The organism is Kibdelosporangium phytohabitans (genome assembly GCF_001302585.1).
In the GTDB taxonomy this organism is placed as follows: Bacteria; Actinomycetota; Actinomycetes; order Mycobacteriales; family Pseudonocardiaceae; genus Kibdelosporangium; species Kibdelosporangium phytohabitans.
This window is the reverse complement of record NZ_CP012752.1, coordinates 10,723,830-10,749,546: the sequence shown is the minus strand read 5'-3', so window position 1 is coordinate 10,749,546 and position 25,717 is coordinate 10,723,830. Positions and strand designations below refer to the sequence as shown.

The following is a 25,717-nucleotide window of genomic DNA, read 5'->3' as shown; positions in this document are numbered from 1 at the left end:
CCGCGCATCCCCGCAGGAGCTTCCCGCGGTAGGGCGAGGCCGCTCAGCCGGTACCAACACTGCGCCCCGGACAGCGCCCTAGACGCGTCGCAGCACAGGGCGAGAACACGACGGCCAAGCCCGAGGCATCGATGATGATCTGTGGCGGCGCGCTGCTGCCGATCGGCGCGGCGAGCCTCGGACATCACGCCACCCCCGGATCGCCTGCGACCGGACGGACGAGCTTCCCTGTGGACAACCTGGTCGTTGTCGATCTTCGTCACCTCTTCTTGTCGGTCCGCCTCGATAGGCTGGATTCCGGGGGCCGGAGGCTGCCCCAAGACCTGTCAGCCAGATCCCGGCGCAGCCTCCAGCGTCGCGGAATCGCGATTGTTTGTGCAGGTCAACAGTGGATTATTCGGAAGTACACGCAGATCCACCGCCCTTCTCCGTACTCGAACCGGCATGCCAGTGCCTCTGCCCGGCGCTGTCTTGTCCCGTGGCGGGCTGTCTCGACGAGGCCGGAGGCTTCTACTGCGTCCACAGCCGGGCGGCAGCTGTGGATGGATGACAGTTGGTAGCGGATTCCCACCGGTGGTTTGGTTCGCAGGCGTGTGCGGGTCGCTTGGTAGACCGATGGCGCCACCAGTGTCTGGAGGTGCCCCAGTGGTCTGCGGCCGTCCAGGACTTCGAGGATCTTGGTCGTGATCTGCGTGAACCGCGCGTTGTCCGCGGCCACCGGCTGTTCGTGCGGTTGGGTTGTGGGTTGCGGCTGCCTTGCCGCTGGGATCAGGACTTGCCCGTCGATGGGCTCGTAGGTGGTCAGCGGGCGCAGGGTCGGTGTCGTCAAAGCTGGGCTCCCCCGGTCGGATCGGTTACCGGACAGAGAGCCAGGACTGTCCGATCCGGACAGAGTTCCCCCGGTCGGATGACACCGGCGCGTGGCCGGTAATCATTCCTTTGGAGCAGCGGGGGTCACCGCGTGCGTTTTGTTTCACTTGCCCGGTCAGTTGTCAGCAATTACTGGGCGTGGTTACGCTCGGTTCGTCATCGCTTCGAAAAAGGAGAGCTGATGCGCAGAAATTGGCCGCTTTAGTCGCTTCTGTCATTTCGGTTGGCACACCCGTGACTGGTTTGCCCCGCCGCCGCTCGCGGTCTCCCGCAATCGGCGTGTGGCGCCATCAGGTACGGCGTCGTCACTGGTCAGGGCATTGCAGTCTACTGCGACCATTTGCCTTACCTGCCCTATCTTTATCGCGTGGTCGCGCGCTGCGCCGCCGGTTCGGGCTTCTGGCACGAACTGGGTTATTCGGTCGAGCCCGGTCATGGTCCGTCCAGGGCGGAATGCCGTGGGCATCTGTCAGTGTCGCTCGTATCGTCGAACATTACGTAGACGAACGCTGATATGCTAATACGTTGACGGGTCGCGGCGGAGGTGTTCGAAGCACAGCACCGCCGCCGCGCTCGCTACGTTGAGTGATTCCACGCCGCCGCGCATCGGGATCGACAGCCACGAAGTCACGTGCTCCCGCACGTCCGGGCTCACGCCCGCAGTCTCGCTGCCGAGCACGAACGCGGCCTTGGCGGGCAACTCGGCGGCGAACAGCGAGGCCGGCGCGTCCGCGGCCAGCGCGAACAACGGATATCCCGACGAGCGCAGCAGCTCGGCGGCCTCGGCCGCCGTCGCGCACCGCAGCACGGGCGCGTGGAAGGCAACCCCGGCCGAGGCCTTCACGACCAGCGGGTCGATCGACGCGACCCCGCGGCGCGGCACCACGATCCCGCCCATCCCGGCGGCGGTCGCGGTCCGCAGGATCATGCCGACGTTCGCGGGCGTCGTGATCCCGTCCAGCAGCAGCACGCCCCGAGGCGGTCGCGGCCCGGACAACGCGTCCGCCAGCAGCTTCATCCGCGGCGCGACGACGTCCGCCAGCACACCCTGGTCCTGCTTGCCGTTCCCGGCGAGCACCTTCACCCGCTGGGCCGTCGCACGCTGCACGTCGACGCCCCGCGCGGAGGCGGCGTCCAGGATCTCCCGCGCGGCCGGTCCGCGTGCCGTGTCGGCGAGGACGACCTTGTCCACTTGCAGCGCCGCGTCGCCGAGCGCCTCCAGCACCGGTTTGCGGCCGTACACGGTGACGAACCTGTCCTTGGGTGAAGCCATGTGCGCAGAATCCCACGCCGCGCGGATGTGCGACGAGCGGGCCACGGCGCGGCAATTAAGCTCGGGGTATGCCCGATCGCCTGTCCGCGGTGGACGCCTCGTTCATCTACCTGGAGGACCGGGCGACGCCGATGCACGTCGGCGGTGTCGCCGTGTTCCGCAGGCCGAGGGGCGGGTTCGACTACGACGAGCTGGTCAGGATGATCGAGCAGCGGCTCGACCTGATCCCGCGCTACCGCCAGAAGGTCCAGTCCGTGCCCGGTCACCTGGCCAGACCGGTGTGGGTGGACGACCCCGACTTCGACCTGACCTACCACGTCAGGCGCTCCGCGCTGCCCCGGCCGGGCAGCGACGACCAGCTGCACGACCTGGTCGCGCGGCTGATGTCCCGGCCGCTCGACCCGACGCGGCCGCTGTGGGAGACGTACCTGGTCGAGGGGCTGGCGCGCGGCCGGTTCGCGATCGTCACCAAGACGCACCTCGCGCTGGTCGACGGGATCGGCACGATCGACATCGGCCAGCTCATCCTGGACACGTCCCCGCAGGTCGGGCACAACAGCGACGGCGCGTGGATCCCGCAGCGCCCGCCCACGCAGACCCGCCTGCTGTTCGACGCGATCAGCGACGCGGTGCAGTCGCCGCGTGAGCTGGTCGAGAACGCCCGTGCGGCAGCCGGTGACCTGTTCTCCAGCGCGCTCGTGCAGCGGCTCGCGGACACGGCAGGTGGCCTGGTCACGGCGATCGGCACGGCCAGCACGGCCCCGAGCGGCCCGCTGAACGTCCGGATCTCGCCGCAGCGGCGGTTCGCGGTCGCCAGGACGAGCCTCGACGACTTCAAAGCCATCAGCAGCGAGCACAACTGCACTGTCAACGACGTCGTCCTGGCCACGCTGGCAGGCGCGTTACGAACGTGGCTGCTGTCGCGCGGCCAGACGGTCACCTCCTCGACGACGCTGCGCGCGTTGGTCCCGTTGGCGATCCGCGAGGACGAGACCGACGAGACCGTTCCCGGCATGCTGGGCAACACGGTCACGGCCAAACTGGTCGATCTGCCCGTCGGCGAGCCCAACGCGGTCGTCCGGTTGCACCACGTCAGCCACGCGATGCGCGGGCACAACGATTCGGCGCGCAAGGTCGCGGCGAGCGCGCTGAAGAGGATGAGCGGGTTCGCGCCGCCGACGCTGCACTCGCTGGGCGCACGGGCGGCGGGATCGTTCTCCCGCAAGATCTTCAACGTGGTGATCACCAACGTGCCGGGCCCGCAGGAACCGCTGTACGCGGGCAACGCGAAGATGATCGAGATGTTCCCGGTCGTCCCGCTCGCGCGCAACCAGGCGCTGGCGATCGGGGTGACGTCGTACGACGGTGGCGTCTACTTCGGACTCAACGGGGACCGGGGCGTAATGTCCGATGTGGACACCATGGCCAGGATGGCCGAGGAGTCCTTGGAAGAACTGCTTTCGACGGTAAGGGTGTGAGGGCGTGCGGGTCTACCTTCCTGCGACGGTCACGATGCTGCACGAGCTCAACACGGCAGGCGAGTTCAAGCCGTTGAACGGCACCGCGTTCGCGCTGACACCGGCGCTGCGCGAGATGTACACCGAGGGATCCGCCGAGGACCTCGAGTACGTCGCGATGGCCGACGCGGCGAGGGCGTCGCTGCGCCTGCTGAGCTCGGACCCGGAGGCGATGCGCCGCAGGGTGGTCATCGCGGCCGATGTGGACGGTGTGACGGTCCGGCCGGACCTCGACCACTCGGTGGTCCGGTTGCCGGGGCCGGTCGTGCTCAAGGACGTCGCCTCGATCCACATGGACAACTCCGAGGCCGAAGATGCCGTAGCCAAGGCCGTCGCGGTGATTGACGCTGCGGACATGGGTGATGAGGACGCAGAATTCGTGCTGGGTGACGCCGAGGACCACGAACTGGCCTGGTACGCCACCCAGGAACTGCCGTTCGTGCTGGAGCTGATGTAGAGGAGAACCGTCGATGGACGCCGTCTCGTCCGTGCCACAAGCCCGCAACGAGCCGATCAGGTCGTACGCGCCGGGAACACCGGAACGCGCATCGCTCCAAGCCGCGATCAGGGCGCTGGAAGGTGACCGGACCGACTTCACCATGACGATCGGCGGCGAGGAGCGGATGGCGGGCGGCGACCGCGTCGACGTCGTCCAGCCGCACGACAGGGCACACGTGCTCGGTCAGACAGCGCAGGCCACGGCGGACGACGTGCGCGCGGCGGTGGCGGCAGCGAAAGCCGCCGCGCCCGCGTGGCGTGAACTGCCCTTCGAGGAACGCGCGGCGATCCTGCTGCGCGCGGCGGACCTGCTCGCCGGGCCGTGGCGCGACAAGCTGAACGCGTCGACCGTTCTCGGCCAGTCGAAGTCCGTGCAGCAGGCGGAGATCGACAGTGCGTGTGAGCTGATCGACTTCTGGCGCTTCAACGTCTCGTTCGCCCGTCGGATACTGGCTGAGCAGCCGGAATCCAGCCCGGGGATGTGGAACAGGTTCGACCACCGCCCGCTCGACGGGTTCGTCGTGGCGATCACGCCGTTCAACTTCACGGCGATCGCGGGAAACCTGCCGACAGCGCCCGCGTTGATGGGCAACACGGTGATCTGGAAGCCGTCGCCGACCCAGTCGCTGGCGGCGCACCACACCATGCGTCTGCTCGAAGCAGCAGGCCTGCCGCCCGGCGTGATCAACCTCGTGACAGGAGACGGCCCAGCGGTCAGCGAAGCCGCGCTGACCGACCCGGACTTCGCCGGACTGCACTTCACCGGGTCGACGAAAACGTTCAAGTACCTGTGGCGGACCATCGGGGAGAACCTGGACACGTATCGCGCGTACCCGCGGATCGTGGGTGAAACCGGCGGCAAGGACTTCGTCGTCGCACACAGCTCGGCGGACCCGCACAGCCTGACAACCGGCCTGATCCGCGGCGCGTTCGAGTACCAGGGGCAAAAATGCTCGGCGGCCTCCCGCGCGTACGTCGCCCGCTCGCTGTGGGAAGGCGGCGGCGTGCGCGACGCGCTGGCCGACGTGGCGAAGTCGTTGTCCTACGGGGACGTCACGGACTTCTCCCACTTCGGCGGGGCGGTGATCGACTCCCGCGCGTTCGCGAAGCACTCGGACCTGTTCGCCCAGGTGCGCGCAGAAGGAAAACTGGAAGTGCTGACCGGCGCGCAAGCCGACGACAGCGTGGGTTTCTTCGTCCAACCGACAATCCTCGTCGGCGACGACCCGACACACGACGTGTTCCGCACGGAATACTTCGGCCCAATCCTCGCGGTGCACGTATATGACGACGCGGACTACCCGAAGATCCTCGAAGCAGTCGACACAGCCTCGCCGTACGGCCTGACAGGCGCAATATTCGCAACAGACAGGCACGCGGTCGAAGAAGCACAACGCGCGTTGCGGTTCACAGCGGGCAACTTCTACGTCAACGACAAGCCGACGGGGGCGGTCGTCGGCCAGCAGCCGTTCGGCGGAAGCCGCGCCTCGGGCACGAACGACAAAGCAGGCTCGATCTTCAACCTGCAGAGGTGGATCAGCCCCCGCTCGATCAAGGAAACGTTCGTCCCCCCAACCGAGCACACGTACCCGCACATGGGCTGAGAGACCAGCGCTGCACGAGGATGGCCAGCCCACGCAGCCAGCCCACAAGCGAAAGAGCAGAGGTTCGCGGCCCACGCGCAAAGCGCAGACCAACCACAGCGGCTCGCTCGCCACTCAGCCAGCCTGAGTGGTGAGCGAGCAAGCACGCGGAGCAGCCCGAGCGGCGAGCACGCAAGCGCAGAAAAGGGCTTCGGGCAGGAGCACCCACGCCCGAAATCCACCGAGGAACCAGAGCAAAAAGGCTCCTGCCCAGAGGTCAGCCCCGGCGAGGGAAAAGCCCGTTCCGTGCAACAACGCCAAAACAGACAAAAAAGTTGTGCGCCAACGCCACGTGCTCGATCCGAGCACACATCGCTAGCGCACAACCGGGATCTGACTCGCCTGTCCCAGCAGGACGGGCTGAAGGGTCAGTTGGAGGCGACCTGAGAAGCGGGCGGAGCCTTGATCTCCACCGGCTTGCCCCAGTCCTTGTAGGTCGCGTTGATGTCGACCGACTGACCGGCGGCGGTGATCTTGCTGGTGATCTTCACCGGCAGGTTGTCCGAGTTGATCCACCACTCCATCGGGAAGGACTTCACGCCTGCCTTGCTGAGCTGCTGCGCCGACTCCTTGGTGGTCTGGTCGGTCGCGTTCTCAGCCATCTTCGCCGTGTCGATGGTGATCTCGTAGTGCGTGACCTCTTCGCCGTCCAGCGTCGTCTTTTCCTGCTTGTCGATCGTGCCGGCCGACTTGATCTGGTCGAGCTGCTTGTCGATGTCGAAGCTGTCGTCGATCTTGTCGAGCATCGGGCCCATCTGCTTGGACAGCGGGTCGCTTCCGCCCGGCGTGATCTTCACCCACGGCTTCGCCGCCGAGGTGCCGCCCACTCCGCTCGGCATCTTCATGTAGAGGACCTTGTCGACAAGGACCATCTCCATCTTGGCGCTGCCCATGTCCATCGTCATCTTCATGGACGGGCTGGCACCCTCGGCGCTGAACGCACCCTCACCCTTGAACGACTCGCCGGCCGCGGCGCCCGCGGACATGTCGAAGGTGATCTTGGCGCTCTTCTTGGAGTCGCCCTTGCTGTCGATCGCCGCGGCCAGGTCGAGGGCGCTGTTGATGCCGTCCTTCTTCTCGCCGCCGGCGCTGCCCGTCGCCGACGTGTTGCCGGATCCGCCGCTGACCGGCGTGCCCGACTCCTTGCTGCCACAGCCGACCACAGTCAGCGCGAGCACCACGCTCGCAGCCACAATCCCGGTCTTGCGCATACTTCTGTCCTAACCCCAGCTAGTACGTAGGAACCAAACGGTGCGAACGCTAGCATTATTCAGCCGAACGGGCGCACCGATTGGCATATTTCCTGGTCACACTTATTCAACGCCCTGTTCGCGCTGTGATTCGTCGAGTCCCGCCCGTGACGAAAGCAGCCTGCGCAGTGAATCGAGCCTGCCTGTGGTTGCGCTCCCATCCGCGACGACCGTGTCAAGCATGCAGCCGGGGTCTTCAGGCGTGCCCAAATGCCCGCAGCCGGACGGGCATTCTTCAGCAGCTTCGACGAATTCGGGAAAGGCGGCGACGATGTCGTCCGGTTCGATGTGGGCCAGGCCGAACGACCTGATTCCCGGTGTGTCGACCACCCAGCCCCCGGTCGGCAGCGGCAGCGCGACCGCCGTGACGGACGTGTGCCTGCCTTTGCCGACCGCGCTGACCACGCCGGTTTCCCGGTCGGCGTCCGGCACGAGCTTGTTCACCAGCGTCGACTTGCCGACGCCGGAGTGCCCGATCAGCGCGGTCACCTGGTCGCGCAGCCGTTCGGCGACGTCGTCGGGTTCTTTGTCCTGCCTGGTGACCAGGATCGGCATGGCCAGTTCGGCGTAGGCGGTGATGATCTCGTCCGGTGCGGCCAGGTCCGACTTCGTCAAGCACAGCACGGGTTCGAGGCCGCCCGCGTACGCCGCGACGAGCGCGCGGTCGATGAAACCCGTCCTCGGCGGCGGGTCGGCCAACGCGACGACGATCAGCAACTGTGAGGCGTTCGCCACAACGACCCGCTCGAACGGATCCGTGTCGTCGGCGGTCCGCCGCAGCACGCTCGTCCGGTCGGCGACGCGCACGATCCGCGCGAGCGTGTCGGGTTTGCCGCTCGTGTCACCGACCAGGTCGACGCTGTCGCCGACGACGACCGGTGTCCTGCCGAGTTCCCGCGCGCGCATCGCGACCACGATCTGCTCCGGGTCGCCTTCCAGCGAGCACGTCCACCGGCCGCGGTCCTTGCCGACGACCATCGCCGTGACCGCGTCGGCGTGCTCAGGACGGCGTTTGGTCCGGGGTCTGGTGCCGCGGCCCGGCCGGACGCGCACGTCCGACTCGTCGAGCTTGCTCCAGTCCTTGCCGCGCCCTGCGCCACGCGGGCTCACCTCACTGGCCCCCGCCGAGCATCCGCGCCCACATCCCGGGGAAGTCCGGGATCGTCTTGCTGGTCGTGGCGATGTCGTCCACCGCGACCCCGTCGACGACCAGGCCGAGGATCGCGCCCGCGGTCGCCATCCGGTGGTCGGCGTACGCCTTCCACGGCCCGCCGCGCAGCTCGCGGGGCCGGATCACCAGGCCGTCTTCGGTTTCCTCGGCGTCACCGCCGAGCCCGTTGAGGTCCTCGGTCAAGGCGGCGAGCCGGTCGGTTTCGTGGCCGCGCAGGTGCGCGATGCCGCGCAGCACGGACTGCCCGTCGGCCAGCGCGGCCAGCGCGGCGACGGTCGGCGTCAGCTCGCCGACGTCACGCAGGTCTATGTCCACACCGGACAGCCGGCCGGGCCCGGTCACGGTGAGCCCGTTGGCATCCAGCTGCACGTCGCATCCCATCCGGGCGAGGATGCCACGGATCTCGTCGCCCGGCTGGGTCGTGCTCGACGGCCAGCCGCTGATCGTGACGCGCCCGCCGGTGACCGCAGCCGCGGCCAGGAACGGCGTCGCGTTGGACAGGTCGGGCTCGACGACCCACTCGCGGCCCCGGATCGGCCCCGGGCGCACCTGCCAGGTGTTCGCCTCGGAGTCGTTCACGTCCACGCCGGCCGCGCGCAGCATCTGCACGGTCATCTCGATGTGTGGCATGGAGGGGACCGGTTTGCCGTCGTGCCGGACGGTCAATCCCTTGTCGTAACGCGAACCGGAGAGCAACAGGCCGGACACGAACTGTGACGACGCGGACGCGTCGATGGTCACCTCGCCGCCCGGGAGGGACCCTTTTCCGTGCAGTGTGAAGGGAAGCCGGTCGCCGGTGATGTCGGCGCCGAGGCCGCGCAGCGCGTCCAGGATCGTCCCCATCGGACGCTCGCGGGCGTGCTCGTCGCCGTCGAACCGGATCTCACCGCTGCCGACAGCCGCGGCAGGCGGGAGAAAACGCATGACCGTGCCAGCCAGCCCGCAGTCGACGTCAGCGGGGCCACACAGCGCGGCGGGGGTGACGTGCCAGTCCTCACCCTCGTCGGTGATCTCGGCGCCGAGCGCCCGCAGCGCGGCGACCATGAGGTTCGTGTCGCGGCTGCGCAGCGGAGCGCGGACAGATGACGGACTGTCCGCGAGCACGGCGAGGACCAGGGCGCGGTTGGTGATCGACTTCGAGCCAGGGATGGACACGGTGGCACGGACCGGTGTGGCCGATACTGGGGCGACCCAGGGCTGCGTCATGGGTCGATGATCCCCCATGCACTCGCCAGGCCGGCGCGCACGTGTCACGATTCGAGTCGGAGGTGTTGAGAAGTGTGCGGTAGGTACGCGTCCACCAAGAATCCCGCGACGCTCGCGGCCGAGTTCGACGCTGTGGACGCGACAGAGGACGCGATCGGCGGTCCGGACTACAACATCGCCCCGACCCGCAACGTGGTGGCGGTCGTGCAACGCCACCCGCGCGACGAGGACGGGGAGCCGGACATGTCCACGACGGAGCGCTCGTTGCGCGTGATGAAGTGGGGCCTGGTCCCGGCGTGGGCGAAGGACGCGAAGGGCGGCGCGAAGATGATCAACGCCCGCTCGGAGAGCGCGGCGGAGAAACCGGCCTTCCGCACCTCGTGGACGAAGCGAAGGTGCTTGCTGCCCGCCGACGGCTGGTACGAGTGGCAGCGTGACGGGAAGGTGAAGCAGCCCTACTTCACGACCCGCAAGGACGGCCTCAGCCTGGCGATGGCGGGCTTGTGGACGGTGTGGCGCGACAAGGAGCAGCCGGACAGCCCGCCGCTGGTGACGTGCTCGGTGCTGACGATGCCCGCGGTCGACCAGCTGGCGGAGATCCACGACCGGATGCCGGTGCTGATGGCGCCGGAGAACTGGGCGACCTGGCTCGACCCCGACAACGCGGACCCGTCGGCTCTCATCGCGCCGCCGTCGGAGGAGTTCCTGGCGGCGCTGGAACTGCGCCCGGTGTCCTCGTCGGTGAACAGCGTCAAGAACAACGGCCCGGAACTGATGCAACCAGCGGTGGAACAGGACGAGCCCGCCCTGTTCGACCCGGGCCGATGACGACCGCGGAGATCGACACCCCACGCGGCCCCGCCCGCGCGGAACTCCACTGTGCCCCGGAAGGCCGGGCGGCCCTGCTGCTCGGCCACGGAGCGGGCGGCGGAATCGGAGCCCCTGACCTGGTCGCGGCGGCCCGGGGCGCGACGGCGGCAGGCGTGCACGTCGCCCTCGTCGAGCAGCCGTACCGGGTGGCGGGCCGAAGGGCCCCGGCTCCGGCGGGCCAGTTGGACGAGGCGTGGCTGGCGGTGGCCGACGACCTGGCTGAACGCTGGTTCGCCGACCTGCCGATGGTCTTCGGCGGGCGGTCGTCGGGAGCACGAGTGGCCTGCCGGACGGCGGCGGAGGGCGAAGCCGTGGCCGTGTTGTGCCTGGCGTTCCCGCTGCACCCGCCGGGCAAGCCGGAGAAGACCCGGCTGCCGGAGCTGGACGGCGTGGACGTCCCGGTCCTGGTGGTCCAGGGCGAGAAGGACACGTTCGGCCGTCCCGAGCCCGCGCACCACCGCGAGGTCGTGCTGCTGACGGGTGATCACAGCCTCAAAGCGGACGTTCAGGGCGTCAGCCAGACCGTCCGGGAGTGGTTGGACCGCGTGCTCAGGCCTCTTGGCTGACAGCATGTCCGGACAAAGTGTGCATTCAATGTGTCCATGGATGGGGAGAGTGCGTTACGCCCACGGCTGATGTGGGCGACTGTCGCTGGTGTCGCCGTGTCTGTTCCCGCGGCGATCGGGTGTGATCCCTTCGAGGCGTTCGACCCGAAGGCCGACTACCACATGCGAGTCGGCGTCGACCCGGCCATGCGGACGCGGATCGGGAACGTGGCCCTCGCGGTCGCGATGGTGCTGCTGGCGCGTGCCTCTTCCACGCCCTGTTCCGCGGCATCCAACTGCACGAACTGTCGAAGGCGTCAGCGGGCGGCGATCTCGGCGACGACGGCTGACGTGAGCCGGACGAGGTCGTCCGGCGCCAGTTCGACCTCGAGCCCACGCCGCCCAGCCGAGCAAAACAACGTAGTGAACCCCACGGCTGAGCTGTCCAGAACGGTCGGCAAGCGCTTGCGCTGTCCCAATGGGGAGATGCCGCCCGCGACATACCCAGTGGCGCGCTCGGCGGCGGCGACTTCGGCCATCCGAGCCTTCTTGCCGCCGACAGCAGCCGCCAGTGCCTTGAGGTCCAACTGAGCCGTGACGGGCACGATCCCGACCGTCAAAGACCCGTCCACCTCGGCCAACAGCGTCTTGAACACCCGCTCGGCGGCCAGGCCCAGCGCCTCGGCCGCCTCGAGCCCGTACGAGGCGGAGCGGGGGTCGTGTTCGTACGAGTGGAGTGTGTGCGGCACCTTCTGCTTCGCCAACAACGCTGTGCCTGGGGTCCCCTTGCCGGCCATGTGGCTCAGCTTACGGATGGGAATGACGGCGGCAGGGACCGTGTTGACCTGGACGTGCTGACCGAGATCGCCCCGCAGAAGGCGCCAAGCCGGCTGATCACACGCCGCGTATCCTCGATGAAGTCGCGAGCGTCGACCGGGATCCGTACTGGTCGGTGGGAAGGGAGCGCGGTGCCGGGCACCGAAACCCAGGTGAACAACGAGCCGGAGAGCACGCAGGAGCGCGCTGCCCGGTTCGAGCGTGATGCCATGCCGCTGCTGGACCAGCTGTACTCGGCCGCGTTGCGGATGACACGCAACCCGAGCGACGCCGAGGACCTGGTGCAGGAGACGTACCTGAAGGCCTTCGCCGCCTTCGAGTCGTTCTCCGCCGGTACGAACCTCAAGGCGTGGCTCTACCGCATCCTGACCAACACGTACATCAACGGCTACCGCAAGCGGCAGCGGCAGCCGATCCAGCAGCCCACGGACGAGATCACCGACTGGCAGCTGGCCCAGGCCGAGAGCCACACGTCGAGCGGTCTGCGCTCGGCCGAGGTCGAGGCCATGGACAACCTGCCGGACGACGACGTCAAGCAGGCCTTGCAACGGCTGCCGGAGGAGTTCAGGCTGGCTGTCTACCTCGCCGACGTCGAGGGATTCGCTTACAAGGAGATCGCCGAGATCATGGGAACCCCGATCGGGACCGTGATGTCACGACTGCACCGCGGCCGCCGTCAACTGCGCGACATGCTGTCCGACGTCGCCAAGGAGCGGGGCTTCGTGCGGGCGGAGGTGTCGGGATCGTGAGCTGCGGCGACCACCACGAGACGGACTGCTCCGAGGTGCTGGCCGAGGTCTGGCTGTTCCTCGACGGGGAGTGCGACAAGGGCCGCAAGGAGCTGCTCAAGCAGCACCTCGACGAATGCAGCCCGTGCCTGGCCGAGTACGGCATCGACGAGCACCTCAAGGAGCTGCTCGCGAAGAAGTGTGGCGGTGACCACGCCCCGGAGGCCCTCAAGGAACGCCTCCGGGCCACGATCCGCAAGACCGTGGTCGAGCAGGGCGGCGTGACCGTGGAGGTCACCCAGGCCCAGGTGGAGATCCGCAAGACCCAGTGAAAACGGCCCCGGGGATCCGGGGCCGTTTCGCGCTTCAGCTGTTCGGGCGCTTGCCGTGGTTGGCGCCGCCCTTTTTGCGGTCGCGACGCTTACGTGCGCGCTTCGACATGCGAATCTCCTACTGCAATTGTTGCTTTGTCAGCCCATTGTGACAGGTCAGCGGGAGCGGGTCGGACCGTGGTTGGATTGACCGGGGAGAGGAGCGCCCTTGTCGACACTCGCTGACCTGCTGGCCGAACACACCGGGTTGCCGGGGACCGCCGTCGACCACCTGCAGAAGGTCGTCGCCGAATGGCAGTTGCTGTCCGATCTGTCCTTCGCCGACTTCCTGCTCTGGGTGCCGTACGTCGAGGACCACGAGAACAGCACCGCCGCGGACCGGCTGGGAGGCGAGTTCGTCTGTGTCGCGCACGCGCGCCCGACGACAGCGCCGACAGCCCACCCGGAGGACATCGTCGGCACCTTCATCAAGGTGTCCGACCACCCCCAGCTGCGCAGAGCCGCCGTGGAGCGGCGCGTCTGCCGTGAGGAGGACCCGCACTGGTACCTGGGCGTGCCCGTGCGCAGGGAGACGATCCCGGTGGTTTTCGACGGCGGCGTGATCGGCGTGCTTTCCCGTGAGACGAACCTGGCGGTGCCACGCGTGCCGTCGCCGTTGGAGATCGCGTACCTGGGCAGCGCGGGCGACCTGTGCCAGATGGTCGCGGACGGCACGTTCCCGAGCGTCGAGCCGACTGCCGACGTGCACACGAGCCCGCGCGTCGGTGACGGCCTGATCCGGCTGGACGCCAACGGAACAGTGATCTTCGCGAGCCCCAACGCGTTGTCGGCGTACCACCGGATGGGACACGCGGCCGATCTGGTCGGCGCCCGGCTGGCGCCGCTGACCCGTCAGCTGATCGCGGACCCGTTCGACGCCACCGAGATCGCGCAGCGCATGCTCGCCGCGATCGACGGCCAGCCGAGCATGCGCACCGAAGTCGAGGCACGGCGGGGCGCGGTTGTGTTGTTCCGTGCGCTTCCGTTGCGTCCCATGGACACTCCGGCCGGTGCGCTGGTGCTCGTCCGTGATGTGACGGAAGTGAAGCGCCGCGACCGCGCGTTGTTGTCCAAGGACGCGACGATCCGCGAGATCCACCACCGCGTGAAGAACAACCTGCAGACCGTCGCCGCGTTGCTGCGCCTGCAGTCCCGGCGCACCAACAGCCCGGAGGCCAAAGCCGCACTTGCCGAATCCGTGCGCCGGGTCTCCGCGATCGCGATGGTGCACGAGACGCTGTCGATGTCCGTCGACGAGCGCGTCGACCTGGACACGTTGCTGGACAAGGTCATCCCGGTGGTCAGCGATGTCGCCGTCGCCGAGTCGCACGTGAAGGTCAAGCGCAGCGGGCAGTTCGGCGTGGTGTCGGCGGAACTGGCGACGCCGCTGGTGATGGTCCTCGCGGAGCTGGCGCAGAACGCCGTCGAGCACGCGTATCCGGCCGGTCAGGGCGGTGAGGTGACCATTTCGGCCAATCGGTCGGCGCGGTGGCTCGATGTCGCCATCTCCGACGACGGCAAAGGCCTGCCGCGCGGGTTCTCACTGGAACGCACCGACGGTCTCGGCTTGCAGATCGTGCGGACTCTCGTGGAATCGGAGTTGCGCGGTTCGTTGTCACTCCGGCGCAGGGAACCGCGCGGTACGGAAGCGGTGTTGCGGGTTCCGCTGTCCCACAGGCGTTGAAAACATCGTGAGTGGTTGAGCCGGTTCTAACCGGCTCAACCACTCACGAGCATTGAGCTGAGAAAACCCGAAGGCCCGATACCGAGGTTGTCGGTATCGGGCCTTCGGGCGCTTTGGATTGCGCGGATAGCCAGAGCCTCAGGCGTTGCTGCGCGCCCGGGTGCGAGCGTTGCGCCGCTTGAGTGCGCGTCGCTCGTCTTCGCTCATCGCGCCCCACACGCCTGCGTCCTGGCCACTTTCCAGGGCCCAGGACAGGCACGCGGAGGACACGGGGCAGCGGGTGCAAACGGCCTTCGCCTCGGCGATCTGCAGGAGCGCAGGACCGCTGTTCCCAACGGGGAAGAACAGCTCGGGGTCCTCGTCACGGCAGGCCGCGCGGTGGCGCCAGTCCATTTTCCTAGCTCCTTGCCAGGCGCGCTTCGGCGCGCCAGTCGTCGTCATATCGGTCGTTCGGGGTGCTTGTGAATGCTTTCACGAACTGGCCGGATGTCAAGGGGTCTTCTGTGGCCGGTGAGTGAACTCACCCAAAAGATCGACGGCGCGACGTATCCGCCGGACCTAGCGTGACCAGCGGTCACACGCCCGGTATCTCAAGTACCCAATCGGTCAGACGGCAACCACAAGTGCCCTCGGAACCGACGTGAACTCGACGTTCGTCAACTCGTCGACGAGGTCGCCGTCCACCTGGAGCCGGACCGGTTCCTCGGCGGTGACCCTGATCAAGCCAACGTCGTCGCGTCGCAGAACCTTCCCGCCTCGCTGATTTCCCCGTTTGGACACGGCCTGCCGGAGCGCGCGCAGCACCGTCGGCACCCTCAGGGTGCTCAACGAGTAGAGACCCAAACCTCCGTCGAAGGTGCACCCCGCGTTCAGGTGAACGGGACGGTCGCCGAGGTAGGTCCACGGGTCGGTGTTGGAGACGAACGCGAGCTTGCCGCCCTGGTGCGGCTGCTCGCCGGGGATCTCGATCTGCAGCCTCGGCTGGCCGTGCGACGGCTTGAGGTAGCAGGCCATCGCGGCGCGGGCGTACAGGTACGGACTGGTTTGCTTGCCGCGCTTGCGATCCACCCACGCGACGACGTCGGCGTCCCAGCCGACTCCGGCGTTGAACGTGAAATACCTGCTGCCGTCGTGCCACGAGACGCGGCCGAGCCCGACGGTCCTGGTCCGGCTCTCCTCGATCGCGGTCAGCAGGACACCGGTCGCCTCGACCGGATCGCGCGGCAGCCCGAGGGCGCGCGCGAAGACGTTGGCCGATCCACCTGGCACCACTCCCAGCATCGGCGTGGGCGAGCCCGCGGTGAGCAGGCCGTTGACGACCTCGTTCACCGTCCCGTCGCCGCCGTGCGCGACGACCAGGTCGACGCCCTCCTCCGCGGCCTTGGCGGCTGCCTTCATCGCGTGACCGCGGTAGTCGGTCTCGATGACGTCCAGCTTCACCTCGCTGGCCAGGGCGTGCGCGAGCACGTCCCGCCCGGCCGGCGTTGTCGCCGTGGCCTGTGGGTTGACTACCAGCACTGCACGCATGACCGCAGCGTAAAACAGTGCGTAGGCGTCGCTGCCCGGCACGGGGCTCGTTGGAGGGGCGTGGGGTAACCCACCTGAGTCACCTGGTGGCTGCCAGTGATCGTGCTCCCTTCGTCCTGACACCGATGTCGCGCTGTCGTGACGAGTGCACCCGGACGACCGATCCGCTCGACGACGACCTCGTGGAGATCATCGCTCGAATCCGTGCCGGATGGGACCGGCCGTCCGGGTGGCATACGATCGGTTACCACGCACCGACCGTCACAATCCCCTGCCACCAGGAAGTTTTCGTGACCACTGACACACCCGTGCCGGGCACGGTCAAGGCCGCCGGCCTGCTGGTCGGCATCGAGGGACTGGCGGGCATCGCGTTCGCGGTCTTCCTGCTGGTCGACGGCGGTTCGTTGCCGGGGGGCAACCTCTACGGCGAGGCCGGCTACTTCGTGGTGATCTTCGGCGGCGTGCTCGCCTGCGGGATCGGTCTGCTGCTCGGCAAGCGCTGGGCCCGCGGCCCCGCCACGGTGATCCAGATCCTGCTGCTGGGGGTGGCCTGGTACGCGACCGGACCGTCCGGGCAGCCCGCGTACGGGATCCCCGGCGCGGTGGTCTGCATAGCGGCGCTCGTGCTGCTTTTCCGTGCGCCGTCACGCATCTGGGCGGACGGGCACGGCGTTACAGACGACGGCGAGAAGTAACACTCGCCACAAACCCGACTTTTGACGGGTAGATGGACTCATTCGAACGGGTGACCCTTGACGGGTCCCTGATTCCACCCTGCAAGCGGCGGACGATCGCCGCGGAATCGAGTGAGCTAGATGAAGTTCGCGCGTTTTGGCATGGCCTTGGCCGGAGTGACCTTCTCCGTGCTCGGCGCCGTCGCACCGGCGGCCACCGCCGCACCGGCCGCGGAGCCCACCGACGTCGCCCCGATGATCATCGGGGGCGGCAACGCCTCCAACGCCCCGTGGGCAGCCCGGCTGTTCAAGAACGGCCAGCAGAACTGCACCGCCACGGTCATCGCCCCGAACTACGTGCTGACCGCGCAGCACTGCGTCACCGGCGGCGGCACGTTCACGTTCCGCATCGGCAGCCTTGACCAGACCAGCGGTGGTCAGATGCGCACGGCCGCGCAGATCACCCAGCACCCGTCGGCCGACCTGGCCATCGCACGGCTGTCGCAGTCGTACACCGGCACCTACGCGCCGCTGGGCACCACCAGCGACGTGCAGGTCGGCCAGACGGTCCAGGTCTACGGCTGGGGCGCCACCTGCACCGGCCAGCCCGAGATCAACTGCCAGTCGCGGTACCTGAAGGTCGCCAACGTCAGCGTCACGAACGTGAACGGCCGTGACTACCGCGGTGGCGTCGCCGTCACCGCGCGCCGCGGCAACGGCATCACCGCCGGTGGTGACTCCGGTGGCCCGATGTTCGCCTCCGGCAAGCAGGTCGGCGTCGCCTCCACGAGCGACCGCCAGACCGTCACCAACTACACCAACATCACGCGGTACCGCCCCTGGATCCAGCAGATCGCCGGCGTCTGACGCCGTCGAACCGCTAGCGAGCGGGCCCGGAATCCCTGCCCCGGGCCCGCTTTGTCCATTCCGGGATGATCAGTCGAACGGGGAATCGCTTTACGCCGCCGCGTAGTCCATTGTGGAGTGCATGTGTGAAGCGGTCGCTGCGTCGCCGAACTGCCAGCGACTGTTGGCAGGCGGCAAGCACATGCTGTTCGGCGTGAGCCTGTTCAACAGCTTCTACAGCCCGGCCAGACTGCGCGAGCTGGCGTCGTGGGCTCTGGTGCGCTTCGACTCCGTGCACTTCCTGGTCGCGGACAGGCCGAGCACGCACACGCTGATCGCGATGGGCTACTCGCCACAGCGCGCTGTTGCCAAGATGTCGCAGGAAGCCAGGCTGGCCACCAACCGCGTGCGGCGCGCACTCGCCGAGGCCGGTGCGCCCGATCCGGACGCGCACCTGCTCGGCTGGAGCGACCTGGAGCAGAGCCCGGGATACCTGCGCCTGCGGGATCTGGTGCAGACCGCGTTCGACAACGACGTGCGGTTCCGTTCGTCGTGCATGGAGATCTCACGGGCCTACCTGACCCACCGCGGCGAGTCACCGACCGTGCAACAGGTCATCACGGCGAGTTCTTACTTCCTCAACGAGCTGCCGATCGGCATGGACACGCCGTCCATCCTCGGTGTTCCCGAGTCGCTGTGCGCCTACCACCGCGTGCTCGCGTTCGCGGACGTGCTGCAGACCGGTCCTGGCTGGCTGGCCCCCTCAGCCAACCAGGGATACCTGATGGTCCGGCCTAGCGGTTGAGCGCGGCCCGCAGCGGCTCCAGCGCGCCGATCGCCTGGTCGAGCGAGCCGGCGTCCTCCCACAGGTCACGCCACTCGGACTCGTCGGACAGGATCCGGGTGATCGCGCGTACGCCCAGATCGGCGAACTCCTCGGGCAGGTCCACGCTGTCGCCGTCGGTGAGGAACTCGGGGCCGTACACCGAGTCGACCTCGGGCCCGTCCGGCTGCTGCGATGCGACGACCGCGGCAGCCGCGATCGCCGCACTGGCTGTCGAGGCGGCCAGGTAGTCGTCGTTGTCCGCGGCGGCTTCCAGCGCCTCGCGGATCAGGCCCGGCCGTTCGCCGGGGTCCGCGTCGTTCAGGTCCCCGGCGAAATCCGCCGCGTCGTCGTTGTCGAAAGCACCCGTGCCCCAGGCACCCATCGGCTTGCTCCTCGCATGGTCCAGATCGTGCGCGGCAAACCTACTGGCGAGGAGTCAGACGTCCAACGGCGGCACGTTCAACCGGTTGACGCGGGGCTCGCCCCGCTCGTGGTCCAGTACGGCCGTACCGGCCGGACCGAGTCCGAAGTGGACACCGCTGGTCACCGGCAGGCCGAGCCAGCGCGCGATCAGCACGCGGCTGAAGTGCCCGTGCCCCACCAGGACCACGTCACCGCAGCGGAGCAGTTCCCTGACCCGGGTGAGCAACGCGTCCGCCCGGTCGCTGACCTGCTGCGCCGCCTCGCCGCCGCGCGAGGCGTGCGTCCACACGGTCCAGCCGGGTACTTCCTGGCGGATCTGGTCGGTGGTCATGCCTTCGTAGTCGCCGTAGTCCCACTCGGCGAGCTCTTCGACTTTCTCGTCCACGGTGAAACCCGCGAGTTCGGCGGTCCGGACCGCGCGCTGCCGGGGGCTGGTGAACACCCGGTAGGGCGGAACCGCGCTGCCGCGCAGCGTGCTCATCACCAGTCCGGCGCGACGCGCCTGCTGCTCGCCGTGCTCGGTCAGCGGGATATCGGTGACACCGGTGTGCTGGCCGCTGTTCGACCACTGGGTCTCGCCGTGCCGGAGGATATAGACCGCGGAGGCTGTTTCGACTGCTTCGACTGCCACTTGGCGATGGTAAAAGCGCCGTTGGTCAGGCGTTGGTAGTTTGCGATGTGAGCTGCGTCGTACTCCTTGCAAAACGGTTGTCCGGTAAGACCTTGCGCGTGCGGCGATGCCTGCGGCGGCTCACCGCCGTCAGAAACGCCCATACCAGGTGCAACACCATGGTTCAGGGTGCCCGTTCTGGCGCCTCCCGAACCCGGCGCATGTCGCTTGACTGGTGTAGACCAATTACGGTTTAGTGGCCTGTGTCACGTGGACTCGCCGTTTCCGTGTCCTGCCTAAGGAGTCAGTCGTGTGGTCAGGCCGCCTTGCCGCTTCGGTGGCTGTCTGCGCGGCGGCTGTTGGCTCCTGTTCAACTGCTGAACCGGCCCCACCGGCTTTCGTGGTGACGGAAGCGCAGTTCGACGAGATGTTCCCGGCCCGGAATTCGCTCTGCACCTACAGCGGACTGGTCGCGGCAACCAGCGCGTACCCGGGATTCGCGAGCACAGGCACGGACGAAGTGCGAAAGCGTGAGGCAGCGGCCCTCCTCGCCAACGTGCACCACGACACCGGCGGCCTCGAGCACATCGTGGAATCCGGTCAGGCCGACCACCCGAACTACTGCGACGCGTCGAGACCTTACGGCTGCCCAGCCGGGCAGACGGCGTACCACGGCCGCGGCCCGATCCAACTGAGCTGGAACTTCAACTACAACGCGGCGGGGGAGGCTCTGGGGCTGCCGCTGCTGACCGAACCGTGGCAAGTGCAGAACGATGCGGCAACCGCGTGGAAAACAGGACTCTGGAACTGGAACACCCAGACCGGCCTGGCAACCACGACACCGCACGACGCGGTGTCAGCGGCGCGGGCTTCGGCGAGACGATCCGGAGCATCAACGGAAACCTGGAACGCGGCGGCGGCAACCCGGCAGAAGTCCAGAGCCGCGTGGACGACTGCACCCGGTTCACCGCAATCCTGGGTGTTCCGCCAGGCGGCACCCTCTGCTGTTGACAGCGGTGCCCGCACCGCTCGCGCACCGGAGGTGGCGCCCATCGAGGGGGTGGGCGCCACCTCCGCGTAGCGGCGTGGCCCGCCCGATCGAATTCGTGGTCAACCGGGGGGAAGGGCGGGCGGCGGCAAGCTCGCCAACTGTCAGTGGCCGGCCCCTCGGTGCACGCCGTCGCGCCGGCAACGCCCGCAGGCGCTCGCAACAAGAGCGTTGCCAGGCTAGGAATCCGACGCCCGAACGCTGAGTGTGCGGCGTGGACAGCGTGTAACTCGGCAGTATGGATTCATGACTGCGTCATCGACACTGTCCGTTACCGAACTGGAGACGGAACGTCTTCTGCTGCGCCAGGTGAGTGGCACCGATCGGGAGGGGCTGATCGAACTCTTCACGGACCCGGAGGTACGGGCCCACCTCGGCGGCCCGAGGCCGCGACCGGAAGTGGAGCGGATGCTCGACCACCTGGGGACGACACACGTACCCGGCAGTTACGCCATCGCGGACCGTGAGACGAACGAGTTCCTCGGCGGCCTCTGGCTCGACCGCCGCCCGGTAGATGTGCCGGGACACGTCACCGAGGACGGCAACGAGCTGGAGCTGTCCTACGCGCTGCGGCGCAGCGCGTGGGGCAAGGGGATCGCTTACGAAGCCGCGGCAGCGGTGTTGCGCGCCGCCGCCGACGAGATGCCCGACCAGCCCGTGGTCGTGGTGACGCAGACAGCCAACCAGAGGTCGATGAAGCTGGTCGAGCGCCTCGGTTTCCGCGTCGTGCGGACGTTCGAGCAGTTCGACGCGCAACAGGCGCTCGGAACGGCATCGCTGTACTCGTTCAAGGCCTGACAACGACGACGGCGCCCACCGAACCGGTGGGCGCCGCTTCAGGAATCAGTGAGTTCGCCCTGCTCGGCACGAGCCCGCCACGCCTCGCCCCACGTGTCCCGCAGCACGGCCTGTGTCGCGTTGGGCACCTTGTTCATGTCCAGCATCACGCCCAGCTCGCCTGGCCAGGGCGACTGTCCCTGTTCGATGCGGTGCACCTTGCTCACCGATCCGCCGAGCTGCCCATCGACCGCACCCTGCGTCAGCCCCGTGTTCTCACGCAGCTGCCGAAGCTGCCTGGCCAGCACCAGACTCTCAACGTTCGGCTTGAACGGTCCCTTCATACGAACCTCCCTGTGTACGTATCCGCAGCGCGGAGCTGCGAGCCCAGCTCGTCATGAAGCTCCGCCATCGCCTCGATCACCGCCGCCTGACACCGCAGTCGAAGTGCCCCTTCGAGCGCCACAGCGGAACTAGTGCTGTCGGATTCGCTGAGTACGTCAGCGACGACCGCGAAGGACACGGCTTGAGCTCGCAGTGCGTCCACGACCTCTTCGGGTGATGCGTCTGGGCCGGGAAAGGACAGCGTCTGTATCACTGCTCATCCCCTTCGAGTACGTCAGCGACCCGTGCCGCTTCGCGTGACAGCTCCCGGCAGAACCGTGTGAGCACATGCGAGCCGTCCGGGAACACCGGAAGCTGAATGGCGACGTTGACCGGGTCCAGGTAGAGGATCAGCGTCGGCAGCTCCGGCGTGACCATCACCAGACCCGCTGTCGCGTCCTTACCCGGCGAGCACGTGACGTTGAAGCCCATCGCTCAGCCCTCCTCAGTCCGTCTGGTTGCTTGTCGAGCGCGTCCCGGCTGGTCTGGATCGCCTCAAGCAGCTCCTCGATCGCAGCCCGGTCGATCAGCAGCGCGAGTGGGAAGGCGTTGCCGAAACGGATCTCCACCCGGTCGGCGAACGGCAGAGCGCGGGAGCGGATCGGTACGCCCTCCATCACTTGAAGGCTCACCAAGTCGCGCATGCCTTTCTCCTGCGCGCTCACGCTGCCGTCTTCCGTTCAGCAGTCCGACTCGCCTTGTCACGCGCCGGAGCCCGCAAACCCTTGGCGCGGAAGCTGTGCGCGATCCGGCCCTTGTTGTTGGCGTACGGCGTGATTGTCAGGACCGGTGCGTACGGAAAGCCTTGAATCTTCGCAGGCGGAACCGACTGCGGTGGAGCGGCAACCTTCGCCTTGAACTCTGCACCGAACCGCGCGGCCTCTTCGTTCGCGTCCAGCGCCCGCACGATCCAGACCAGCTCGTTGGTTCCACGGACCCGTTCCTGCCGCTTGGGCGCCTGCGGGTCCGGCTGGAACTCGATCGACGGTTCCACGCCGAAGTCGGCGGCGAACCTGGTTGCCATGATCGGCATCTCGTCTCCCAGTGTTGGTCAAGGCCCTACACGGCCTGCTGACGAGATACAGATTCGTCCGAAATGGAGGACGCAAGCACCACATCAAGGGACGCCTTGGGACGTCCTGTGATACCTTCAAGACGTCCCTAACGTCCTCGAGGGTGAGAAGATGCCGAACGATCGGCTACGAGACGCATTGTTGCGCAACGGCTTGACGCCCGCCAAGGTGGCCAGCGCCATCGGCGTCGACCCGAAAACCGTCGAGCGCTGGATCACCAAGGGCAGATCCCCCCACCAGCGACACAGGCACGCTATCGCCGCCATGGTCCGCGAGACCGAGAAATACCTCTGGCCCGATGCCGTCTCGCCGGAACGCAAGGCAGAAGTCGCGGACTCGGAAGTCGTCCAGGTCTTCCCACACCGCAACTCGATCCCCGTCGAACTCTGGGACCGGTTGATCAACGACGCCTCAGCACAGGTGGACATCCTCGTCCACGCCGGGATGTTCCTCGTTGAACGCCCCAAGTTCGTCAAGGGCCTGGCCCAGAAGGCGGCCAAGGGCGCACGCATCCGACTGACGTTCGGCGACCCCGACAGCCCAGAAGTCGCCCTGCGCAGCGAGCAAGAGGACCTGGGCGAAGGCACCTTGGGTGCGAAGATCCGCAACGTCCTAGCCGCCTACCGACCGTTGCGCGACGTCGACGGCGTGAAGATCCGCTTCCACCGCACCACGCTGTACAACTCGATCTTCCGCTTCGACGACGAGATGATCATCAACACGCACGTGTACGGCATCCAGGGCGCCCACGCTCCCTCCCTGCACCTACGCCGCCTGTCTGCGGGCGACCTGTTCGAGACCTACGCTGAAAGCTTCGACACCGTCTGGCACAAGTCAGCAAGAGCGACGTTCTAGGGAGCCGCATGGCGCGCGTGGACCACTTCCACGACCCCAACGCACCGCAGCCCAACAGCATCGCCGTAGCCGTCAGCGCCTTCGTACTCGACGCTGACGGCCGTCTACTGATGATCCGCCGCACCGACAACGACCTGTACTCAATCCCAGGCGGCCAGCTCGAACTCGGCGAAACCCTCACCCAGACCGCAGTGCGCGAGTTCATCGAGGAAACCGGCATCGAAATCGAGGTCACCGGCCTGATCGGCATCTACTCCAACCCCGACCACGTGATCGCGTACGACGACGGCGAAGTCCGCCAGGAGTTCTCCATCTGCTTCCGCGGCCGCCCCATCGGTGGCGAGCTCCGGACCAGCAGCGAAAGCAAGGAAGCCGCCTGGATTGAACAACCTCTACTGGCGGAACTCACCATCCACCCGTCCACCAGGCTGCGCATCCAACACGGCTTCGACAACCGCAGCGAGCCCTACTACACCTAGATCAGCTCGTCGAGCCGCACGACCGAGCATCTACTCAGCTCACGCAGCAGGCTGGACGCCAAGGTCCACCGAATACGCGGATCACCGAAACCGACAACGTCCTCATCCGTCGGCACCGGCAGCAGCCCGGCGGTCTGATGAACGCGACCACGCACACCCACCACGGGAGACTGCTTCACCCGGACAGCAATCGCTCCGCCCCGCAGAGCCGGGCACAGCTTGTTCGCCAACACGGCACACGCCCTACACGTAGGTGGCTCGTCGACTGCCATCCGCTCCGGCCAGTCCGCCCACTGATCCCGGCTGTCCGGCAGCAGCCACAGCACACCATCGGCGTTCCTGTCAGCAGGCCCAGCACAGACCTGACACAGCAGCTTGCCCATCACCAGCCGCTGCCTCAATGAGTGCACCGCCCCGAACAAAGGGCGCCCATGCCGGGGCAGCGACGCCAGCCGAGGCCAAGGATGCCCCGCTTGTCCCGGTCGCCGATGACCTCATCCACGTACCCGATGCCACCACGCCTCCGGATCACCAGCGCGGACGACAGGTCTTGTTCCTTGCTCCACCTGGCCACATAGGGAACGGTCACCCGATCCCACGGCTCCTCAGACGATGGCCCTTCCGCGGCTTCACCGGAAGCCCGCACCGGACAGTTCGACATGAACGACTACCTCTCGGTCAGGTCTGCGCTTTCCAGACTCTCGACCAGGAGAATCGCCAGCTCACAAGGACACGAGCACCCCACAGCGGGACACCTCAGGACGTCATACGCCCCGGCCGTCCGACACACGTCACGGCCACACGTCCTCTACTCGAAGTCGATCCCAGCGGCCCTCAGCCGCTCCTCGGTCCGCTCCACTGCCACCCCCAGCTCCGGCTTGGCCTGCCGGATGAAGAACGTCACCAGGTCATCAGGCCCGTACCGCTCCTGAATCTCCCCGATCCGCCGCTCAAACGGCACCGTCACCCCATCCGGCGACGTCGTCATATCCGCCCACCACAGCGCGTCCCGCAACGGAGTCTGCTCGTCGGCCCACTCCGCCAGCTCCGCCGACAATCCCCGCAACTCAGCCTCCCGATACGCACAGGAGTGATGCGCCACCAGCGCACACAACCGCTCCGACGCGTCCAGCTTGCGCAGGTACCGAGCACCATCCAACGGATGAAACCCACTGTGCGCGAGATCAGGGGCATACCCCACGTCATGCAACACCGCAGCCGCCACCAGCAGCTCACCCTCGCCATGCTCGAACAAGGCCGCAGCCAGCCTCGCCCGATCAAGCACACCCTGCACATGACTCCACCGACGAGGCAGGGACACCACCAGGCGATCCTCCGCGACAGCCGAGGACCAATTCACCAGGTCAGTCACCCAGTCACCGTAGCGTGCGGCGTTCAGGAATCTGCTGACTGCGCGTTGCCTACATAGGATGCCTGCATGCCGCAGGCGGGCAACCCAGTGCGCATACTCGTCAGCGATTATCCAGAACCATCGATGAATTTGCTCGACAGTTCATCGCTACGGAATTCGCTCTGCACCTGTGACGCGAAATGCCCGGTAAAGCGCTCGGATTCTCTTCAGGATCATAGATAGAGTCAATAGCATCTGAGTTGCCAAGAAGACTATTGTAGCCGTAAGTATGGGATGTAACGTCTGATCTTTGCTCCCAAACATCGCAAGCCCTCCGAGGATCGCCGTTAGGGTTAAGCCCAGTAGGACCGCGTAAGAGAT

The 25,717-nt window shown here is 67.3% G+C and carries 32 protein-coding genes and 1 pseudogene; 15 read left to right on the top strand and 18 right to left on the bottom strand.

Features of this window, described 5'->3' with window-relative positions; all coding sequences use genetic code 11:
- Positions 1 to 382 precede the first annotated feature (382 nt).
- Both AOZ06_RS48005 and AOZ06_RS48000 read right to left on the bottom strand, forming a co-directional pair.
- Complete coding sequence (locus AOZ06_RS48005) at positions 383 to 829, bottom strand: Rv3235 family protein (RefSeq protein ID WP_054295470.1); 447 nt, start codon at positions 827 to 829, stop codon at positions 383 to 385.
- A 558-nt stretch (positions 830 to 1,387) separates the two neighbouring features.
- Positions 1,388 to 2,143 (bottom strand): TrmH family RNA methyltransferase, encoded by a 756-nt coding sequence (locus AOZ06_RS48000; protein ID WP_054295469.1) that lies wholly within the window; start codon positions 2,141 to 2,143, stop codon positions 1,388 to 1,390.
- A gap of 68 nt (positions 2,144 to 2,211) precedes the next feature.
- Between AOZ06_RS48000 and AOZ06_RS47995 the strand changes: the two genes are divergently transcribed.
- The 3 genes from AOZ06_RS47995 to pruA are packed head-to-tail and all read left to right on the top strand — an operon-like array spanning position 2,212 to position 5,762.
- A complete protein-coding gene (locus AOZ06_RS47995) occupies positions 2,212 to 3,621 on the top strand; it encodes a WS/DGAT/MGAT family O-acyltransferase (RefSeq protein ID WP_054295468.1) in 1,410 nt (469 codons plus the stop codon).
- A gap of 4 nt (positions 3,622 to 3,625) precedes the next feature.
- On the top strand, positions 3,626 to 4,117 hold the full coding sequence (locus AOZ06_RS47990; protein WP_054295467.1) for a DUF6912 family protein: 492 nt from the start codon (positions 3,626 to 3,628) through the stop codon (positions 4,115 to 4,117).
- A 13-nt stretch (positions 4,118 to 4,130) separates the two neighbouring features.
- Positions 4,131 to 5,762, top strand: coding sequence for an L-glutamate gamma-semialdehyde dehydrogenase (gene pruA / locus AOZ06_RS47985; protein ID WP_054295466.1), 1,632 nt, complete (start codon positions 4,131 to 4,133; stop codon positions 5,760 to 5,762).
- 407 nt (positions 5,763 to 6,169) lie between these two features.
- Here pruA and AOZ06_RS47980 read toward each other — a convergent pair whose 3' ends face one another.
- The 3 genes from AOZ06_RS47980 to aroA all read right to left on the bottom strand — a co-directional run bounded on the left by AOZ06_RS47980 (position 6,170) and on the right by aroA (position 9,428).
- A complete protein-coding gene (locus AOZ06_RS47980) occupies positions 6,170 to 7,012 on the bottom strand; it encodes an SCO4651 family lipoprotein (RefSeq protein ID WP_054295465.1) in 843 nt (280 codons plus the stop codon).
- 102 nt (positions 7,013 to 7,114) lie between these two features.
- Positions 7,115 to 8,161, bottom strand: a complete 1,047-nt coding sequence (gene rsgA, locus AOZ06_RS47975; protein ID WP_054295464.1) for a ribosome small subunit-dependent GTPase A — start codon at positions 8,159 to 8,161, stop codon at positions 7,115 to 7,117.
- A gap of 1 nt (position 8,162) precedes the next feature.
- Positions 8,163 to 9,428, bottom strand: a complete 1,266-nt coding sequence (gene aroA / locus AOZ06_RS47970) for a 3-phosphoshikimate 1-carboxyvinyltransferase (RefSeq protein ID WP_054295463.1) — start codon at positions 9,426 to 9,428, stop codon at positions 8,163 to 8,165.
- Between the two features lie 72 nt (positions 9,429 to 9,500).
- Between aroA and AOZ06_RS47965 the strand changes: the two genes are divergently transcribed.
- Together AOZ06_RS47965 and AOZ06_RS47960 are read left to right on the top strand one after the other, a co-directional pair.
- Positions 9,501 to 10,256, top strand: coding sequence for an SOS response-associated peptidase (locus AOZ06_RS47965; protein ID WP_054295462.1), 756 nt, complete (start codon positions 9,501 to 9,503; stop codon positions 10,254 to 10,256).
- Complete coding sequence (locus AOZ06_RS47960) at positions 10,253 to 10,864, top strand: alpha/beta hydrolase family protein (RefSeq protein ID WP_054295461.1); 612 nt, start codon at positions 10,253 to 10,255, stop codon at positions 10,862 to 10,864. The genes AOZ06_RS47965 and AOZ06_RS47960 overlap by 4 nt, the downstream gene beginning before the upstream one ends.
- Before the next feature lie 296 nt (positions 10,865 to 11,160).
- Here the strand turns inward: AOZ06_RS47960 and ybaK are convergent, their stop codons facing one another.
- A complete protein-coding gene (gene ybaK, locus AOZ06_RS47955) occupies positions 11,161 to 11,640 on the bottom strand; it encodes a Cys-tRNA(Pro) deacylase (RefSeq protein WP_054295460.1) in 480 nt (159 codons plus the stop codon).
- 171 nt (positions 11,641 to 11,811) lie between these two features.
- On the opposite strand from ybaK, the gene AOZ06_RS47950 reads away from it, so the two are divergent.
- Both AOZ06_RS47950 and rsrA read left to right on the top strand, forming a co-directional pair.
- A complete protein-coding gene (locus tag AOZ06_RS47950; protein ID WP_054297459.1) occupies positions 11,812 to 12,429 on the top strand; it encodes a sigma-70 family RNA polymerase sigma factor in 618 nt (205 codons plus the stop codon).
- A complete protein-coding gene (rsrA, locus tag AOZ06_RS47945; protein WP_054295459.1) occupies positions 12,426 to 12,740 on the top strand; it encodes a mycothiol system anti-sigma-R factor in 315 nt (104 codons plus the stop codon). Before AOZ06_RS47950 ends, rsrA begins: the two co-directional genes overlap by 4 nt.
- A gap of 34 nt (positions 12,741 to 12,774) precedes the next feature.
- On the opposite strand, the gene AOZ06_RS62425 is transcribed toward rsrA, so the two are convergent.
- Positions 12,775 to 12,849 carry a 50S ribosomal protein bL37 gene (locus AOZ06_RS62425; RefSeq protein WP_370591786.1) on the bottom strand — a complete coding sequence of 25 codons (75 nt, stop codon included), beginning with the start codon at positions 12,847 to 12,849 and terminating at the stop codon, positions 12,775 to 12,777.
- A gap of 99 nt (positions 12,850 to 12,948) precedes the next feature.
- On the opposite strand from AOZ06_RS62425, the gene AOZ06_RS47940 reads away from it, so the two are divergent.
- On the top strand, positions 12,949 to 14,463 hold the full coding sequence (locus AOZ06_RS47940) for a sensor histidine kinase (RefSeq protein WP_054295458.1): 1,515 nt from the start codon (positions 12,949 to 12,951) through the stop codon (positions 14,461 to 14,463).
- 138 nt (positions 14,464 to 14,601) lie between these two features.
- Here the strand turns inward: AOZ06_RS47940 and AOZ06_RS47935 are convergent, their stop codons facing one another.
- On the bottom strand, positions 14,602 to 14,856 hold the full coding sequence (locus AOZ06_RS47935) for a WhiB family transcriptional regulator (protein ID WP_054295457.1): 255 nt from the start codon (positions 14,854 to 14,856) through the stop codon (positions 14,602 to 14,604).
- 213 nt (positions 14,857 to 15,069) lie between these two features.
- A complete protein-coding gene (locus tag AOZ06_RS47930; protein WP_054297458.1) occupies positions 15,070 to 15,990 on the bottom strand; it encodes a diacylglycerol/lipid kinase family protein in 921 nt (306 codons plus the stop codon).
- Positions 15,991 to 16,280: 290 nt separating this feature from the next.
- Here AOZ06_RS47930 and AOZ06_RS47925 point away from each other — a divergent pair, with 290 nt between their 5' ends.
- The 3 genes from AOZ06_RS47925 (at position 16,281) to AOZ06_RS47915 (ending at position 18,315) form a co-directional block, all read left to right on the top strand.
- Positions 16,281 to 16,685, top strand: coding sequence for a hypothetical protein (locus AOZ06_RS47925; protein ID WP_054297457.1), 405 nt, complete (start codon positions 16,281 to 16,283; stop codon positions 16,683 to 16,685).
- 120 nt (positions 16,686 to 16,805) lie between these two features.
- A complete protein-coding gene (locus tag AOZ06_RS47920) occupies positions 16,806 to 17,531 on the top strand; it encodes a S1 family peptidase (RefSeq protein ID WP_054295456.1) in 726 nt (241 codons plus the stop codon).
- 121 nt (positions 17,532 to 17,652) lie between these two features.
- On the top strand, positions 17,653 to 18,315 hold the full coding sequence (locus AOZ06_RS47915; RefSeq protein ID WP_054295455.1) for a tRNA-dependent cyclodipeptide synthase: 663 nt from the start codon (positions 17,653 to 17,655) through the stop codon (positions 18,313 to 18,315).
- Here AOZ06_RS47915 and AOZ06_RS47910 read toward each other — a convergent pair.
- Positions 18,305 to 18,718, bottom strand: a complete 414-nt coding sequence (locus tag AOZ06_RS47910; RefSeq protein ID WP_054295454.1) for a DUF4259 domain-containing protein — start codon at positions 18,716 to 18,718, stop codon at positions 18,305 to 18,307. The genes AOZ06_RS47915 and AOZ06_RS47910 overlap by 11 nt on opposite strands.
- 54 nt (positions 18,719 to 18,772) lie before the next feature.
- Positions 18,773 to 19,390 carry a histidine phosphatase family protein gene (locus AOZ06_RS47905; protein ID WP_054295453.1) on the bottom strand — a complete coding sequence of 206 codons (618 nt, stop codon included), beginning with the start codon at positions 19,388 to 19,390 and terminating at the stop codon, positions 18,773 to 18,775.
- Between the two features lie 367 nt (positions 19,391 to 19,757).
- On the opposite strand from AOZ06_RS47905, the pseudogene AOZ06_RS47900 reads away from it, so the two are divergent.
- Both AOZ06_RS47900 and AOZ06_RS47895 read left to right on the top strand, forming a co-directional pair.
- Positions 19,758 to 20,380 (top strand): annotated as a pseudogene (locus tag AOZ06_RS47900) (chitinase); the annotation flags it as partial.
- A 283-nt stretch (positions 20,381 to 20,663) separates the two neighbouring features.
- Positions 20,664 to 21,215, top strand: coding sequence for a GNAT family N-acetyltransferase (locus tag AOZ06_RS47895; RefSeq protein WP_054295452.1), 552 nt, complete (start codon positions 20,664 to 20,666; stop codon positions 21,213 to 21,215).
- Between the two features lie 38 nt (positions 21,216 to 21,253).
- Here AOZ06_RS47895 and AOZ06_RS47890 read toward each other — a convergent pair whose 3' ends face one another.
- The 4 genes from AOZ06_RS47890 to AOZ06_RS47875 all read right to left on the bottom strand — a co-directional run bounded on the left by AOZ06_RS47890 (position 21,254) and on the right by AOZ06_RS47875 (position 22,611).
- Positions 21,254 to 21,538, bottom strand: coding sequence for a helix-turn-helix domain-containing protein (locus AOZ06_RS47890; protein WP_054295451.1), 285 nt, complete (start codon positions 21,536 to 21,538; stop codon positions 21,254 to 21,256).
- A gap of 250 nt (positions 21,539 to 21,788) precedes the next feature.
- Positions 21,789 to 21,956, bottom strand: coding sequence for a hypothetical protein (locus AOZ06_RS57450; protein WP_157233644.1), 168 nt, complete (start codon positions 21,954 to 21,956; stop codon positions 21,789 to 21,791).
- Positions 21,956 to 22,222 (bottom strand): hypothetical protein, encoded by a 267-nt coding sequence (locus AOZ06_RS53265; RefSeq protein WP_169798828.1) that lies wholly within the window; start codon positions 22,220 to 22,222, stop codon positions 21,956 to 21,958. Before AOZ06_RS53265 ends, AOZ06_RS57450 begins: the two co-directional genes overlap by 1 nt.
- A gap of 17 nt (positions 22,223 to 22,239) precedes the next feature.
- On the bottom strand, positions 22,240 to 22,611 hold the full coding sequence (locus AOZ06_RS47875; protein ID WP_054295449.1) for a hypothetical protein: 372 nt from the start codon (positions 22,609 to 22,611) through the stop codon (positions 22,240 to 22,242).
- A gap of 151 nt (positions 22,612 to 22,762) precedes the next feature.
- On the opposite strand from AOZ06_RS47875, the gene AOZ06_RS47870 reads away from it, so the two are divergent.
- Positions 22,763 to 23,506, top strand: a complete 744-nt coding sequence (locus tag AOZ06_RS47870) for a DUF5919 domain-containing protein (protein WP_054295448.1) — start codon at positions 22,763 to 22,765, stop codon at positions 23,504 to 23,506.
- Between the two features lie 8 nt (positions 23,507 to 23,514).
- Complete coding sequence (locus AOZ06_RS47865; RefSeq protein WP_054295447.1) at positions 23,515 to 23,985, top strand: NUDIX hydrolase; 471 nt, start codon at positions 23,515 to 23,517, stop codon at positions 23,983 to 23,985.
- On the opposite strand, the gene AOZ06_RS57445 is transcribed toward AOZ06_RS47865, so the two are convergent.
- From AOZ06_RS57445 to AOZ06_RS61520, 3 genes are all read right to left on the bottom strand, one after another.
- On the bottom strand, positions 23,982 to 24,146 hold the full coding sequence (locus tag AOZ06_RS57445) for a hypothetical protein (protein WP_157233643.1): 165 nt from the start codon (positions 24,144 to 24,146) through the stop codon (positions 23,982 to 23,984). The genes AOZ06_RS47865 and AOZ06_RS57445 overlap by 4 nt on opposite strands.
- 236 nt (positions 24,147 to 24,382) lie before the next feature.
- Positions 24,383 to 24,574 (bottom strand): hypothetical protein, encoded by a 192-nt coding sequence (locus AOZ06_RS55575; RefSeq protein WP_054295445.1) that lies wholly within the window; start codon positions 24,572 to 24,574, stop codon positions 24,383 to 24,385.
- A gap of 219 nt (positions 24,575 to 24,793) precedes the next feature.
- Positions 24,794 to 25,357 carry an HD domain-containing protein gene (locus AOZ06_RS61520; RefSeq protein WP_261340418.1) on the bottom strand — a complete coding sequence of 188 codons (564 nt, stop codon included), beginning with the start codon at positions 25,355 to 25,357 and terminating at the stop codon, positions 24,794 to 24,796.
- Between the last annotated feature and the right edge of the window lie 360 nt (positions 25,358 to 25,717).